This window comes from Chitinophaga sp. CF418 (assembly GCF_900142925.1).
Taxonomy (GTDB): Bacteria; Bacteroidota; Bacteroidia; order Chitinophagales; family Chitinophagaceae; genus Chitinophaga.
Genome location: NZ_FRCN01000007.1, coordinates 1 through 16,165, shown reverse-complemented (window position 1 = coordinate 16,165; position 16,165 = coordinate 1). Strand labels below are relative to the sequence as shown.

The window sequence follows — 16,165 nt, the reverse complement described above, 5'->3', positions numbered from 1 at the left end:
CATTATGAAATTACTGTACACTCTCAAAAAGGGGGTCAGGGCATTCCATGCCTTATTGCCACCCTTGTGCCGTATGAAAGCTGCAGGCTGCCTGCTATTGCCGCTGCTAAGCCTGTATACTGCATCTGCTTCGGATTTGCAGGACCAACGGCTCAATTTCAACCTGAAGAATGTCCCACTTGAAACAGTATTCCGGGAAATAGAAACGCAAACAAGCTTTGGCGTTATCTATACAAGGGAATTACTGCAACACACGAAAAAAGTAAGCATTCTCGCCGACAACATGCCGCTGGAAACGGTGCTGAAAATCTGTTTCAAAGATCAGCCGGTCAGCTACCGCATCATTGATCAGTCTATCATTGTTACGGCCGAAAAAACGCTTCCCGGAGACGTTAAACCAGAACATCCCGTACCGGCAGCTGATACCATCATCTCCGGCATCATAAAACTAAAAGGCAGAAACGATGCCCCGGATGAACTGGCGCCCGGTGTTACCGTCGTGGTAAAAGGTACCAGTACGGGCGTTAAAACAGATATGAACGGTAACTACAGCATTCGCGCGAAAAAAGACGCTGTACTGCTGTTTTCCATGGTTGGCTTCCTGACACAGGAGATACCGGTCAACAGCCGCACCACTGTCAACGTAGTGCTGCTCCCCCACGACAAAACCCTTGAAGAGGTAACCATTGTGGCCTATGGTACACAAAAGAAACAAACCATGGTCAGCGCAGTAACCACTATCAATCCTAAAGAATTGAAGGGACCTACAGGCAACCTTACAACCATGCTGGCGGGAAGATTGTCGGGCGTTATCTCTTATCAAAGAACCGGCGAACCCGGTAAGGATAATGCCAGCTTCTTCATCAGGGGGATTACCACCTTCGGCACGGGTAAAGTAGATCCGCTGATCCTGATCGATGGTATGGAATCGACCGCAACAGATCTCGCCCGTCTACAGCCAGATGATATTGCCGGCTTCTCTATTTTAAAAGACGCTACCGCTTCCTCTTTGTATGGGGCAAGAGGTGCTAATGGCGTAGTATTGGTAAACACCAAATCAGGCACAGAGGGAAAAACAAAGTTTAACATCCGCATGGAAAACTCACTGTCCACCAATACGCGCAATTTCAAATTTGCCGACAACATTACCTACATGAAACTGGCTAATGAGGCGGTTATGACAAGGAACCCGCTGGGTATTACACAGTATTCGCCTTCCAAGATAGATCATACTGCTGCCGGAGATGATCCTTACCTGTATCCGAACAATAACTGGATCCAACAACTGATCAAGGACTATACCATCAACCAACGGCTCAACGTCAACCTTACCGGCGGAGGTAAAGCAGCACAGTATTACATTGCAGGCACCTACAATGTAGATAACGGCGTATTGAACGTAGACAAACTCAATAATTTCAATAGCAACATCAAACTGAAGAACTACTCCGTACGCTCTAATGTAAACATCAATCTTACCCCCACTACGCAGGCCATCGTGCGTACCTACGGACAGTTTGACGATTATAACGGACCCGTAGGCGGAGGCGCAACTATTTTCAAACAGGCGATATGGGCCAATCCGGTAATGTTCCCGACTGTTTTCCCTTCCAGTTATGCGCCCCAGTTAAAACATCCGTTGTTCGGAAATGCTATAAAACCAGGCTCCAGCCAAACACCGGGAGACGGTAGTAACCTGTATACCAATCCATATGCAAATGCCGTATCAGGATATCAACAATATAATACATCCACCTTGCTGGCACAGCTGGAACTAAAGCAGGACTTCAGCTTCCTTATTCCGGGCCTGAATGCCCGTATGATGGCCTACACAGAACGTTATTCCTACTTTGATGTATCCCGCCAGTACACGCCCTTTTATTATACGCTGACATACGACCTTCAGACCAAAACACCGAAACTAACATCTTTAAATACCAATGGCACTGAGTATCTCAACTACAGAGAGGGCAGTAAGATCGTAAATACAACCACATATCTGGAGGCCGCCCTGAACTATAACCATGTGTTCGCAGAGAAACATGCATTATCAGGTATGCTCATCACCTTGTTCCGTAATTATCTGACCGCCAATGCCGGCGATCTTCAAAGCTCTCTTCCACACCGCAACCAGGGCCTGTCCGGACGCTTTACATATGCATACGACAACCGTTATATGATGGAGTTCAACTTCGGTTACAACGGGTCTGAACGTTTTGCGAAAAATCACCGGTTTGGCTTCTTTCCTTCTGTTGGGGTAGCCTGGAATATCGCAAATGAAGCATTCTTCTCTCCGCTTGTAAATACAGTCAATAAATTAAAAGTAAGGGCCACCTATGGGCTGGTTGGCAATGACCAGATTGGTAACGACCAGGAACGCTTTTTCTATTTATCGAATGTCAATATGAGTGACGACACCCGTGGCGCCAGTTTCGGAGAAAGATATAATTACTACCGTCCCGGCGTGTCCGTAGGGCGTTATGAGAACCGGGACATTTCCTGGGAGAAATCCTACAAGACAAACCTCGGTCTTGAACTGGGCCTGTTCAATGCGGTGAATATACTGGTGGACGTTTACAAGGAACGGCGCAGTAATATCCTCATGACCAGGAATACCATACCTAACACCATGGGACTGAATGCCAGCGTACAGGCCAATGTGGGTGAAGCGGAAGGTAAGGGTGTGGATCTCTCGCTGGATTACACAAAAACATTTCCACATAAAATGTGGCTGCAGATACGTGGCAATTTCACCTATGCCACCAGTAAATTGCTGGTGAACGAAGAACCCCGTTATCCTGAGCCATCCCGCTACCGGGTAGGCCATTCACTCTCCCAGACGTTTGGCCTCATCGCGGAAAGATTATTTGTGGATGATAAAGAAGTAGCCAACTCTCCGGAACAGAACTTCGGCCAGCAGGTAATGGGCGGGGATATTAAATACCGTGATGTCAACGGAGACGGAAAGATCACTGATGCTGATGACGTACCCATAGGCCTGCCCACCACGCCTGAAATTACATACGGAATTGGTTTCTCATTCGGTTACCACCAATGGGACCTTAGTTGCTTCTTCCAGGGTTCTGCCCGTTCTTCATTCTGGGTAGCGCCTGAAAGCATCTCTCCGTTTGTATTGAACGGCGGCGGTCAGCATGGATTGCTATCGGCCATTGCAGAAGATCACTGGAGCGAAGAAGACCGTAACCTGTATGCCTTCTGGCCCCGGTTAAGCGACTACTTCGTCAACAATAACAACCAGTCCTCTACCTGGTGGATGCGCAGCGGCGATTTCCTGCGACTGAAAACACTGGAGCTGGGATATACCTTCCCACAAGGCTTACTACGCAGGCTGCATCTCAGCAATACAAGGATGTATGCCAATGCCATGAACCTGTTTGTATTGAGCAAATTTACCACCTGGGATCCTGAAATGGGAGGCGATGGCCTGGGGTATCCTATACAGAGGGTCTATAACATCGGTATCAACTTTGGCTTCTAAAACTTAACGCAATGAACTTGAAAATTCCACTGATCATAATAGTTGCCTGCGTATTACTCACCATTCCTTCCTGCAAAAGTTACCTCGATGTAGTGCCTGACAATGTGCCTACCATTGATAATGCATTCGCATTACGGCAGGAGGCAGAAAAATACCTGTTCACCTGTTATTCCTACCTTCCATTAGATGGCGATATCGAAAGCAACCCTGCATTCTGCGCGGGTGATGAGTTCTGGATGATACGTCCTTATAGTATGGGGGAAGCCCCCTGGCAGATAGCCATGGGTTACCAGAGCGCCAATAATATTTACATGTCTATCTGGAGCAGCATGTTCAAAGGCCTGCGCGATTGCAATATATTCCTGGACAATATCGATAAGGTGGTAGATATACCAGCTTTTGAGAAAACAAGATGGCGCGCAGAAGTTAAATTCCTGAAAGCATACTATCATTGGTGCCTCTTCCGCCGGTATGGCCCCATTCCGCTCATAGATAAGAACCTGCCTATTTCAAGCACCTCCGATGAAGTACAGATACCTCGTCAGTCGGCCGATTCGGTTGTAAATTATATAGCCGGATTACTGGATGAAGCAGCCAGGGATCTTCCGGCTGAAATCACAAACAGTTCTTCCGAACTGGGGCGTATTACACAACCTATTGCACTGGCTATAAAGGCCCGCCTGCTGGTGACAGCTGCCAGTCCTTTATTCAATGGCAATACAGACTATAGCAATATTAAAAGTTATGATGGTTCCCTCCTCTTTAACCCCGTCTATGATGAGGCAAAATGGGACAAGGCGGCAGCTGCATGCAAAACGGCAATAGATGCCTGCCATGCAGTCGGCATGCGCTTATACACTTTCAATAAACTAGGTACCAGTCTTTCCGAGAAGCTGGTCACACAAATGAGCATACGTAACAGCGTCTGTGAAGAATGGAACCAGGAAGTGATTTGGAATAATCCCAATAGCAGGACCTACACTTTACAACGTTACGCCATGCCCAGGCTTGATCCCGCTAAACTGGCAAATGAGTTGAATCTTGGAAGCCTGGCTCCCACCCTTAAAATGGCTGAGTTATTCTACACAGCCAATGGCGTACCGATCAACGAAGATAAAACCTGGGATTACGCGAACAGGTACACATTGAAGACGGCAACCGCCCAGGAAAGCGAATACCTGACGGAAGGATATCAGACAGCATCATTGCACTTTAACCGCGAGCCGCGTTTCTATGCAGATATCGCTTTTGACGGTGCGCGTTGGTTTATGGAAAACGGCACTTTCAATGTACAAGCTAAATCTGGTCAATGGCAATCCCGTAAAGGCATCTACAATTATTCTGCTACAGGCTACTTTACAAAAAAGCTGGTCAACTGGAAGTATGTGATACTAGACGGGCTGGGCTTATCTATTGAATCTTATCCCTGGCCGGAAATGCGCCTGGCCGATCTATACCTGCTCTATGCAGAAGCACTGAACGAAGCCAGGGGGCCGGTTGAAGAAACGTTCACTTATATTAACCAGGTACGCCAGCGTGCAGCACTACCCACTGTACAAACATCCTGGACAAACTATTCCCGTCAACCGGGAAAGTTTCAGACTAAAGAAGGTCTAAGACAGATCATTCAGCAGGAGCGCCTTATAGAACTTGCTTTTGAAGGCAGCCGCTTCTGGGACCTGCGCCGTTGGAAAAGGGCTTTTGAGGAATTAAATAAACAGGTCATGGGATGGGATATAGAACAGGCAGATCCGGTTTACTATTATCGTCCGAAGATGCTGTATAAGCAGGTATTCCAGACGCGTGATTATCTGTGGCCGCTCGATGTATGGGATCTGCTGGGTAATAAAAGACTGGTACAAAACCCGGGTTGGTAATTCTTTCATATGCTAAAAACGATTCATCAGATGCAACCACATAAACTACTGCTTTTTTTCACTGCCCTGCTGGCATTGGGCCAGGTCGCCTGTCAGAAAGAGGTGCATAGTCCCCTGTCTGGCGACGGACCAACACCCGACACATTAAAGAACATAAGCGTTACTGCTTTACCGGGAGCCGCCAGGATCACCTATACGCTACCCGATAATGCAGGTATACTATACGTAAGGGCCGACTATGAAAACAGGCCCGGCATCAAAAGGGAAATAAAAGCATCCTTCTATAATAACTCTTTAGTCGTCGATGGCTTTGGCGATACACTGGCACATACCATCAACCTATATGTGGTCAGCCGGAGTGAACGTGCATCGCGTCCGGTAACCATCAGTGTAAAACCACTGGAACCTGCTGTGATGACGGTGTTCCGCAGCCTGGTTGTGCGCGAGGATTTTGGCGGCGTGAATATTACTTTCAAAAACGAGAGTAAGGCAGATATTGCCATTGTAACACTTACAGACGATTCCCTGGATATATTCGGACAAACAGACATCCACTATACATCGTCGCCCGGATCGGCCTATTCTCTCCGCGGGTTTACAGCCACTAAAAGAGCTTTCGGATTTTTTGTAAAAGACCGCTGGGGAAATCAATCAGACACGCTTAGAGGGGAATATACTCCCCTTTATGAAAAACTGATGGACAAAAGCAAATTCAGGGAAGTAGATCTGCCGGGCGATATCGGTTATGGCTGGGGCCTGCCGATGCCTAACTTATGGAATGGCATATTCAGCGGTTATGATATGTGGCATTCTGCAGACAAACTGGATGGCATGCCGATGTGGATCACCTTTGACATGGGCGTTACAGCACAGCTAAGCCGCATCGGACTATGGCAACGCCAGCAGGAAGGATATTTATATGCACAGAATAATCTGAAGCAATTTGAGATATGGGGCGCTGTAAACCCTCCTGCTGACGGCAGTTGGAATAACTGGACCAAACTGGCGGAACATACCGTTGTGAAACCATCCAATCTTCCTATAGGGCAGGTCAGCCAGGAAGACCTGGATGCTGCCGCTGCCGGAGAGCAGATGGATATACCGCTGACGGCTCCCCGTGTCAGATACATACGGGTGAAAATATTGAAAACATGGACAGACGGTGGCTATGCAGCCAATATTGCAGAAATGTCCTTCTGGGGCAATGATCAATAATTGAATAAAACAGCTCTTATGCACGTATTGAGAAATACCATCTGGCTCCTGCTGGCCATGGCAGGCATCATATCCTGCCGCAAACAGGACGATTATAAAAGCTACCTGACCGGTGGAGAGATACTGTACACCGGCAAGGCAGATTCAGTCCAGGTACATCCCGGCCGCAACCGGGTGGAACTCTACTGGTTGCTGATATCAGACCCTACTATCGTCAGATCCAAAGTTTACTGGAATAACCACGCTGACTCCACCGAAGTGACTATCAAGCGTACGGCGGGTATCGATACTATTCGCCTGCTGATCAGCAACCTCGCAGAAAGAACCTACGATTTTGAGATCATCAATTATGATAAAGTGGGCCACGCTTCTATGAAAGCACATACCATAGGCACCGTCTATGGAAGAACCTACGAGTCTGCACTGCTGAACAGGAGTATTAACAATGCGGAATGGACGGACAACGAAGCCCATATCAGCTGGTCAGATATAGATTCAACCACTGGTGTACTGGGTATGGAGTTAAAATATACAGATGCAGACAACAAACTGCATGATACACTGATACCGGCGGTCATGGAAAGTCAAATGAGCATCTGGGCTAATTATCCCTCCAACACACCTTTCCAGTATCGTACCATGTACCGGCCGGATACACTGGCAATAGATACGTTTTACACCGACTGGGAAACCAAAACGTTGAAAGAAGACATAACCCTGGCTTACCTGCGGAATCCTGGCGGCCCTTTTTTACTGGATCCTTCCAAGCCCTCTGACTGGCGCTGGGGCCAACTGGCAGATTGGAGCTATAATGCGGCAGCAGGCCAGCGGTACACGTATGACGCCATCAATGGCACCGCTAATGCCTGTCTAACGCTCTGGATCTATTGGGATGGCACCCTTACCAACGGTAAAATATACCAGACGGTTACCCTGCCTGCAGGCGAATACAGGTTCAACGCAACAATATCCAATATCGACGCTACATTAGAAGCGACTTATGTAACCGTGGCGGAAGGCAGCTCACTACCTGATGTAGAAAATATCGCTACCGCAGCGGGCTATTACAAACTAAAAGATAACAACGATAAGCAGGCTACTGTGCCTTTTACTTTAACACAGGCCACCACCGTTACGCTGGGCTTTGTAGCTACCATGATATCGCCATCCGATCAGTCCCTCAGGGTAAGCAGGGTCAACCTGATTAGATATAAATAGACACATATCCTGAAGCTGTCGCAATTATCCATCATTGCAGTACAAAACCAGATAGGTGTTCTGTACCTTAGAATGCCAGAATTAATTCCTGTAAAGCAATAAAATATATGTTTCGTAAAAAATTCGTCCCGGTCTTCATCTTCCTGTGTGGCGTGTTATGTGTGCCAGCTATTACTACTGCGCAAAAACACAAAGAATTCCCCTGGAATAAGCTGCCCATCAAAGGTCTCCTTTTAAGTGTGCCGACACCGGCCGAAGTACCGGTACTGTGCGACTTTATCCGCAATGCATTGCCTAAAGAAGGCGTGAATACACTTGCCCTGCGGATCGAATATTCTTACCAGTTTAAAAACACTCCTGAGCTATCGGAGAAAAACGCTCTCTCTGAGCAGGATCTCAAAAGCATCGTAAAGGCCTGTAAGGACGCAAATATCCGCTTTGTCCCCACCGTCAACCTATTGGCCCACCAATCAGAAAAAACGGAAATAGGGCCCTTATTAAAGCAATATCCTCAATTCGATGAGTCGCCGGATTATAATCCTCCTGTTCCCTGGAAAGACGGTGGACAATTCGACTTCTATACAAAGTGCCTTTGTCCGACGCATCCCGACCTGTTTAAGGTACTCTTCCCTATGATCGATGAACTGGTAGCCGTTTGCGAAGCAGATGTACTCCATGTGGGATTGGACGAAGCCTGGATCATTGCCTACAATAAATGCCCCCGTTGCGGTGGTGGCGACCGCTCCGAAATCTTCGCTGATTACGTAACAAAACTGCACGATCATCTGAAAGAAAAGAATTGTGAAATGTGGATGTGGAGCGACCGTCTGCTGGATGGCAAAACAACAAACCTGCTGGGATGGCAGGCCAGCATGAATGATACACACAGGGCTATTGACAGGATACCAAAAGATATTGTCATCTGCGACTGGAAGTACGAGGACGCGCCACCTACACCCGCCTATTTTGCAATGAAGGGATTTAATGTATTAGCCAGTCCCTGCTACAAAGCAGATGTAGCGGTCGATCAGGTGACCCAGGTATACGCCGCCAGAAAGAACGGTACAAGGGAAGACTTCTCACTAACCCTGGCAGAAAGAATGAAGGGAGTGTTTGAAACCTCCTGGATGGGGCCCGGCGATTTTATAAAAGCCTATTACGGAAAATCGGATTACAAACTGGCGGTGGATAATGTGAATGCTTTCAAAAAATTATTCGCGGAGATCAGAAAGGTAGAGCAAAGTAAATAGTAAATAATGCGGAAATACTCTTTTTTATGGTTAATACTGCTGTCCCTCCAACTACGGGCCGGCGATTTTGACGGCGTAAAAGCCCTGGCCGAACGCAGAACGCCCTGGTTAAGCCAGGAGCTCGTATTTGAAAAATTAAGTATCCCAGGTAAGGAGGTATTTGAGCTGCAGACCCGTAATGGTAAACTCGTTATCAGCGCCACCGGTCCCAATGCTGCAGCGGTAGGCCTGAACTGGTACCTGAAATATTACTGTAACCGTTCTTTGTCGCATATGGGAGACAACCTCTCGCCCGTATCTCCACTTCCTGTTGTACAAACAGCGCTCAGGAAGGAAGCATCATCCCAATACCGGTACGCACTCAACTACTGTACCTACAATTACACCATGAGCTTCTACGATTGGAAAGCCTGGGAGCATGAACTGGACTGGATGGCATTGAATGGCATAAATACCATGCTGGTAGCAAATGGAGAAGAAGCGGTATGGCAGAATGTATTGAGACGGATAGGCTACACCCAAAAGGAGATTGACGATTACATCACCGGTCCTGCTTTCAATGCCTGGTGGCTAATGGGAAACATTGAGGGCTGGGGAGGTCCCATGCCCCAAAGTCAGATAGACAGCCGGAAAGTACTGGTGCAAGAAATGATCGCACGTATGCAGTCGCTGGGCATCGCACCGGTAATGCCTGGTTTTTATGGTATGGTTCCCTCCTCTCTGAAAAACAAAACATCCGCACGTATCATACCCCAGGGCAACTGGGGTGCTTTTACCCGGCCGGATATACTGGATCCTACAGATACAGCATTCAGCCGTATTGCAGGGATCTTCTATGAGGAAACGAAAAAGCTCTATGGCAGCAACATCCACCTGTTCTCAGGCGATCCCTTTCATGAAGGCGGCATTACCACCGGCGTTGACCTGGCCAAAGCCGGTGTGAATATTCAGAAAAGTATGCAGCAGTATTTCCCCGGCGCTATCTGGGTATTGCAGGGCTGGCAGGATAACCCTCGCAAGGAAATGCTGGCGCAGGTAGATAAATCGACCATCCTTGTACAGGAACTGTTTGGCGAAACTACCAACAACTGGGAAAAAAGGAACGGCTATGAAGGCACGCCCTTTATCTGGTGCATGGTAAATAATTTCGGAGAAAGACCGGGCTTATATGGCAAGTTACAACGCTATGCGGACGAGACCCACAGAGCCCGTACAGGTACCTTCGGGCAATACATGAAAGGCGTGGGTATTATGCCTGAAGGGATTGACAACAACCCTGTTTCCTATGAATTACTCATGGAACTGGCCTGGCATCAAGAACATGTGAATGTGGACGAATGGATCAAAACTTACGTAAAATCCCGTTACGGAAAGTCGGATGAACACCTGTTGCAGGCCTGGCAATTGCTGTTGCAAACAGCTTACAACAGCGTTCCCGGTTACCAGGAAGGCCCGCCTGAAAATATCCTGTGTGCAAGACCTGCACTGGAAATCAAATCCGTATCCAGCTGGGGTACATTAAAGAAGAACTATGACACGGCCAGTTTTGCAGCCGCTGTCCGTCTGTTTACTGAAGCCGCTCCCCGGTTCAGGAACAGCGAAACCTACCTCCTTGACCGTATCAACTTCAGCCGGCAGGTGCTGTCCAATCAGGCTGACTACGCATTTGCCGAACTTGTAAAAGCGTACAACAGCAAAGACAGCGTATCTTTTGATGTGGCGGCCAACAGCTTCTTACAACTATGTACACGGCTGAATAACCTGTTGAATATACATCCATTTTACAGGCTGTCAACATACCAGCAACAGGCCTGGCGCGCAGGCAATACATCTGCAGAAAAAGAAAACAACCTGCATAATGCCATGATGCTGATCACCTACTGGGGTGCTAACAACCGGAAAGAGGATTATCTTCATGAATATGCCTACAAAGAATGGGGCGGTATGATGGATACTTTCTACAAAAAACGCTGGGAAATATATTTCGGCTATCTGCGTAAGCTGATGAAAGGAGCCGCCGTCCCCCCACCAGATTACTTCGCATGGGAACGTGACTGGGTAAAAACAAACGAGCGAATAAAATAATGACATACTCAACTAAACTCCTATCATGAAAAAAAACTTGTATCGATTTGGCGTTCTTCTCATGCTGGCAATTACGATGTTACAGGCACAGGCCCAGGAAAAGAAACGCATTGGCAATGAAACACCGGCTCAAAAACAAAAACGCATGGAATGGTGGACGCACGACCGTTTCGGCATGTTCATTCACTGGGGCTTGTATGCACAGGCAGCCAGGCATGAATGGGTAAAACGCTGGGAACGTTTGACAAATGACCAGTATCAGCCGTATTTTGATATGTTCAATCCGGATATGTTCGATCCTAAAGCCTGGGCAAAGTCAGCCAAAGCAGCGGGGATGAAATACGCAGTACTGACCACCAAACACCATGAGGGCTTCTGCCTTTTTGATTCAAAATATACAGACTATAAGGCTTCCAATACGGCTGCCAAAAGAGACCTTGTAAAAGAGTTCGTGGATGCGTTCAGAGCGGAAGGTATTAAAATAGGTTTTTACTATTCCCTGCTGGACTGGCATCATCCTGACTTTCCTATTGACGCGTATCATCCCCAACAGCCGGCTGGTGATGCAGATACTGCCTATGCCCGCCTGAATAAAGGCAGGGACATTGCCAAATACAGGCAGTACATGAAGAACCAGATCACTGAGCTGCTGACTAAGTACGGAAAGATAGACATCATGTGGCTTGACTTTTCCTATCCCGGCAATAACGGCCATGGTAAAAGCAGTGAAGACTGGGGCTCAGTAGAGTTGCTGAAACTCATTCGCAAGCTGCAGCCAGGCATACTGGTGGATAATCGCCTGGGGCTGGAAGCGTATGAAGACGGAGCAGATTTCCTGACCCCGGAACAGGTAAAGCCGGAGGAACTGGAAAAATTCAGGGGACAAACCTGGGAAACCTGTCAGACCTTTTCCGGCTCCTGGGGTTATTTCAGGGATGAGAATACCTGGAAAAGCACCCACGATCTGCTCGCGTTGCTAATAACCTCCGTTAGCCAGGGTGGTAACCTGATACTGAACGTTGGCCCCACCGCACGTGGTGTTTTCGACGACCGTGCGCAGCTCGCGTTAACTAATATCAGCAACTGGATGAAATTCAACAACCGTGCTATTTATGGCTGTACCTATGCGCCCGATACATATAAGGCGCCGCCAAACACACTGCTCACCTATAACCCGCTTACAAAACGCCTGTATGTCCACTTAATGGAATATCCGGGAAGCACGCTGACCTTGCCGGGTTATAAGAGCAAAGTGAAATATTGCCAGTTTACACATGACAATTCTGAAATACTGCGCGATAAAACGGATGCTGGTAACGATCTTATCCTGAAATTGCCGGCTCAAAAGCCAAATGTAGAGGTACCCGTTATTGAGCTGGTATTAAATTAATTACAAATCCCCTCTAGTAGTTTTCCATTGCCTGCAGATATCCATCTGCGGGCATTTTTTTTGCCTATATATTATGACTGCTATATCCTAAGTCCTGTTTTGTCGCGCCCGGCATTTGCAAAATACGCTTGCTATAAGACAAATACATGTTAGACATCCGGATCAGTTAATTAAATCAGAACAGTTCTTATTACCGAATAACCACGAAACAATGCTCTCTCATCATTTAAAGTCATTGGAAAACAGTTTGGAACAGTAGGAGATTCCCCAGGTGTATGTTGATAAGTATTTAAGAGGATTATTAATCAGCCAGATAATCGACAAAAATTTGACAATATTATATTTTGTGTTAATTTGCTTAATTGTTCCGATCTATAAAATGGCCTATGCGTTTATTAAAAGATAATATAAAAATCGTTCACTTTTCTTTATTAATAAGTTGTCTTAACTTCTTATTCTTTCATTTTCCCTTTTTCAAATTTATTTTTAATAATGTTGACTATAAAAGTTTTAACGGCATTACCATTATTATTTGTTTTATTATCCTGGCGCTGATTGCAAATGCTTTTGCCTTTTTTTTGCTGCTCTTTCTATTACGCTTCGTAGGAAAAATTATCCTGGTATTATCCTTTATTGTCAACGCAATTGCAGTTTACTTTATTAATACCTACGGTGTTATAATAGATGGAGGTATGGTCGGCAATGTGCTAAATACCAATTATACTGAGGCTGCTGGTTTTTTTTCCATAAAATTACTACTCTATGTAATTCTGCTTGGTGTCATTCCCGGCATTATTATCATTAAAGCCAAAATAGTACATGTAACATTCAAGCGATTTTTAGGCATCGCTTCAGCTACTTTATTATTTATGTTAATTGTAGTATTTGCCAATGCCCAAAATTGGTTGTGGGTTGATAAAAATTCGCCAGTATTAGGTGGGCTTGCAATGCCGTGGAGTTACACAGTAAATCTTTCTCTGTTTTATATACATAAACACCAGGAAAATGAAAAAGAAATATTATTGCCAGACGCTACCATAAAAGATAACCGGAAATCGGTTGTAGTATTAGTGATAGGAGAATCCGCCAGAAGTGAAAATTTTTCTTTATACGGGTACAGTAAAAATACAAATCCGCTTCTTTCAAAAACCCCTGGTATATATCATTTTAATGCTACCTCTTGCGCCACCTACACTACTGCAGGTGTAAAGTGTATTTTAGAACATAAAAATACCGGCGAGTTGTATGAGATTTTGCCCAATTATTTATATAGAAATGGCGTAGAGGTTGTCTGGAGAACCACAAACTGGGGAGAACCACCCGTTCATATAAAAAATTACCTGGGCAAAGACGCGCTGATGAAAGATTGTAAAGGCGATGGATGCGATTACGATGAAGTTCTTTTGAATAACCTGAAAGAGCAAATAGCAGCAAGTACAAAAAATAAGGTATTGATAATATTGCACACAAGTACAAGTCATGGACCTGAGTATAGCAAAAAATATCCGCCTCAGTTCGAAACTTTTAAGCCAGTCTGTAATAGCGTTGAATTAGCAAAATGTTCTACTACAGAACTGGTCAATGCTTATGACAATACGATTGGTTATACCGATTATATTTTATACAATGTAATTGAAGATTTAAAACAATTAAAGGAATATAAAAGTGCAATGATTTTTGTTTCCGACCATGGCGAATCTTTAGGAGAAAAAAATCTATACATGCATGGTATGCCTTTAAGCCTCGCGCCGAAACAACAATATGACATTCCTTTTATAGTTTGGACATCTGATAACAGTTTAAAACAACTGAAGACAGAAAATTCATTGTCACAAGAATATGTATTTCACAGTGTGTTAAATTTTTTGGGCATACAAAGTCCTGTTTATAATGAGGAATTGAACATTTTCAAATAGCGGACGACTATCATGAATTCCGGTTGACGTGGACGATAACCTGTCCGCTTCTCCAAAATACTGTTCATTTGTATCATCATTAATACAACATGATTTAATCGATGAGTATTATGTGCTTGCAAACCCTGCCGCATTAGGTAACGGACAACAAACCTTCAATCCATTAAAAAACGAATTAGAGTTAAAACTTGTAGAGTGTAAACCGTTTGCCTGCGGTGCAGTTTTAGTATATTACTCAAGACAGCAATGACATTGAAACAAGTATGCCAGCCGCTAACAGTGCATTCCAGTAACTTTCCGCTATCAAAGAACATAGTAACCGATAATTATAAATAGATAATGTCAGAGTTGGACACACCATCTGTTCCATTGCAGTTGGACGTTCAAGTAAAAATGTTCACTTTGGCTTTTATTGGGGCAACGAAATTTCAGACTCAGACAAAATACTTTTGGGACAAGGCAATCAGTATCGCTACATTCTTGTAACAGACAAAAAGAAATTCCCAAAAGCATATATCAAGAAACTTGTAAACGAAGCTTACGCAAATTCTCTTGCAAAGGTTAAAGATCAAAAACAAATTATAAACGGACAGACAATCGTAAAATCGGTTTCAGATAAAAAGCGTGTAGAAAAAGCGAAGAAGGTAGTTAAACCTAAAAAGAAATGATATTATAACTTCCTTAGGCGAATGCCTGCTACCAACATTCAAACTCAAGAAAGCCCTTTACCGGGAGTTCTCGCTGTCAGTTGGACGTACATTTACAGTCTATGAATCTACTGATGGCGTTTTTAAATCCGGGGGAAATAATACTTAGAAATCATCTCCCGCCTTTTTGTATCTCAGATCAGCGCAATATCACAGAAAGTTGTATATTACTCTTCAACCACAGTGTTGGTTCCAACGCCCGATCACATGCCACATTTTGATAAGCATAAACCCGCTGTTCAACCTTCCAGCCGCGCCGTTGCAAATGGCCCCTCCTCTGCCGGTGTATCCAGGCCCGCGGTAAATTCCATACAAAAAATGCAAGCCACTGCGGTTCCCACGGCAGATATCAGTATACAAATGCATGACTTGTCATCGGAAACAATACCCGACAAAACGGGTCCTGTTGTACAGCGGCAGGCGCTTACAAAAATTATCGGGGAATGGGAGACACCAGAGTATGAGATACAGGACGTGATCATCGGCGGCCGCACCGTTTCGCCATTCAGCAATACGATGGGGGCGCACTCAACGGCATGGGTAGCACATATCGACGCAGTAAGAAGACACCTTGTAGGCACTACACTCGGTCAAGGTATTTCCTGGTTATTGGACACCATCAATGTTGATCTGGATTCGCCCCTGCGTAAACTGGATGGCTACATCGCCGTATGCACCCGAGATAGAGCGTCTTGCTAGTCTGGTTTAATCAAAATAGTATTGCGATTCTAAAAATGACATATGGAACGCAAAATTTTACGTCCAGGCAAACGCAGCACAGAAGAGATAAGATATTTGTTGGAGCAAAAAGAAAGCGAAAAATTATCTATTAAGGACTTCTGTAAAACACATGGTATCACGACATCAACCTATTATAACTGGCAAAAGCGAACAGTTGTGAAATCAGAAAACGTGACGACCAGCTTTATTTCCGGTGTAATTAAGACTCAACCGATTGAAGAGTGGCCATTTGTCGAAATTGAAAAACCAGGAGGAATAACGATTAGG

Annotated in this window: 12 protein-coding genes; all 12 read left to right on the top strand. The window is 45.4% G+C overall.

Features of this window, described 5'->3' with window-relative positions; genetic code table 11:
* The first annotated feature begins 4 nt into the window (after positions 1-4).
* Positions 5-3,499 carry a TonB-dependent receptor gene (locus F3I09_RS16120; RefSeq protein ID WP_223233261.1) on the top strand — a complete coding sequence of 1,165 codons (3,495 nt, stop codon included), beginning with the start codon at positions 5-7 and terminating at the stop codon, positions 3,497-3,499.
* A gap of 11 nt (positions 3,500-3,510) precedes the next feature.
* Positions 3,511-5,376, top strand: coding sequence for a RagB/SusD family nutrient uptake outer membrane protein (locus F3I09_RS16115; protein ID WP_149696069.1), 1,866 nt, complete (start codon positions 3,511-3,513; stop codon positions 5,374-5,376).
* Positions 5,377-5,406: 30 nt separating this feature from the next.
* A complete protein-coding gene (locus F3I09_RS16110) occupies positions 5,407-6,591 on the top strand; it encodes a DUF5000 domain-containing lipoprotein (protein ID WP_188133832.1) in 1,185 nt (394 codons plus the stop codon).
* 18 nt (positions 6,592-6,609) lie between these two features.
* Positions 6,610-7,809 carry a DUF4998 domain-containing protein gene (locus F3I09_RS16105; protein WP_149696067.1) on the top strand — a complete coding sequence of 400 codons (1,200 nt, stop codon included), beginning with the start codon at positions 6,610-6,612 and terminating at the stop codon, positions 7,807-7,809.
* Positions 7,810-7,916: 107 nt separating this feature from the next.
* The gene (locus tag F3I09_RS16100) at positions 7,917-9,059 is read left to right on the top strand and encodes a family 20 glycosylhydrolase (RefSeq protein WP_149696066.1); all 1,143 of its coding nucleotides are present in this window, start codon (positions 7,917-7,919) and stop codon (positions 9,057-9,059) included.
* A gap of 6 nt (positions 9,060-9,065) precedes the next feature.
* Positions 9,066-11,144 carry an alpha-N-acetylglucosaminidase gene (locus F3I09_RS16095; protein WP_149696065.1) on the top strand — a complete coding sequence of 693 codons (2,079 nt, stop codon included), beginning with the start codon at positions 9,066-9,068 and terminating at the stop codon, positions 11,142-11,144.
* Between the two features lie 25 nt (positions 11,145-11,169).
* Positions 11,170-12,534 carry an alpha-L-fucosidase gene (locus tag F3I09_RS16090; protein WP_149696064.1) on the top strand — a complete coding sequence of 455 codons (1,365 nt, stop codon included), beginning with the start codon at positions 11,170-11,172 and terminating at the stop codon, positions 12,532-12,534.
* Positions 12,535-12,920: 386 nt separating this feature from the next.
* Positions 12,921-14,450: a phosphoethanolamine--lipid A transferase EptA gene (eptA, locus tag F3I09_RS16085; protein ID WP_149696063.1), complete on the top strand. Its 1,530-nt coding sequence runs from the start codon at positions 12,921-12,923 to the stop codon at positions 14,448-14,450.
* A gap of 28 nt (positions 14,451-14,478) precedes the next feature.
* Positions 14,479-14,700 carry a dihydrofolate reductase family protein gene (locus F3I09_RS16080; protein WP_223233260.1) on the top strand — a complete coding sequence of 74 codons (222 nt, stop codon included), beginning with the start codon at positions 14,479-14,481 and terminating at the stop codon, positions 14,698-14,700.
* A 199-nt stretch (positions 14,701-14,899) separates the two neighbouring features.
* Complete coding sequence (locus F3I09_RS16075) at positions 14,900-15,118, top strand: hypothetical protein (protein ID WP_149696061.1); 219 nt, start codon at positions 14,900-14,902, stop codon at positions 15,116-15,118.
* Positions 15,119-15,364: 246 nt separating this feature from the next.
* Positions 15,365-15,856 (top strand): hypothetical protein, encoded by a 492-nt coding sequence (locus F3I09_RS16070; protein ID WP_149696060.1) that lies wholly within the window; start codon positions 15,365-15,367, stop codon positions 15,854-15,856.
* 42 nt (positions 15,857-15,898) lie between these two features.
* Positions 15,899-16,165: transposase (locus F3I09_RS16065; protein WP_223233259.1), on the top strand; the 267-nt coding region annotated here is incomplete at its 3' end.

Excerpts from the sequence above, each read along its gene's own strand:
- F3I09_RS16095 (WP_149696065.1), top strand. The coding sequence starts at position 9,066 with ATGCGGAAATACTCTTTTTTATGGTTAATACTGCTGTCCCTCCAACTA.
- F3I09_RS16090 (WP_149696064.1), top strand. The coding sequence starts at position 11,170 with ATGAAAAAAAACTTGTATCGATTTGGCGTTCTTCTCATGCTGGCAATT.
- F3I09_RS16120 (WP_223233261.1), top strand. The coding sequence starts at position 5 with ATGAAATTACTGTACACTCTCAAAAAGGGGGTCAGGGCATTCCATGCC.
- F3I09_RS16070 (WP_149696060.1), top strand. The coding sequence starts at position 15,365 with ATGCCACATTTTGATAAGCATAAACCCGCTGTTCAACCTTCCAGCCGC.
- eptA (WP_149696063.1), top strand. The coding sequence starts at position 12,921 with ATGCGTTTATTAAAAGATAATATAAAAATCGTTCACTTTTCTTTATTA.
- F3I09_RS16100 (WP_149696066.1), top strand. The coding sequence starts at position 7,917 with ATGTTTCGTAAAAAATTCGTCCCGGTCTTCATCTTCCTGTGTGGCGTG.
- F3I09_RS16105 (WP_149696067.1), top strand. The coding sequence starts at position 6,610 with ATGCACGTATTGAGAAATACCATCTGGCTCCTGCTGGCCATGGCAGGC.
- F3I09_RS16115 (WP_149696069.1), top strand. The coding sequence starts at position 3,511 with ATGAACTTGAAAATTCCACTGATCATAATAGTTGCCTGCGTATTACTC.
- F3I09_RS16110 (WP_188133832.1), top strand. The coding sequence starts at position 5,407 with ATGCAACCACATAAACTACTGCTTTTTTTCACTGCCCTGCTGGCATTG.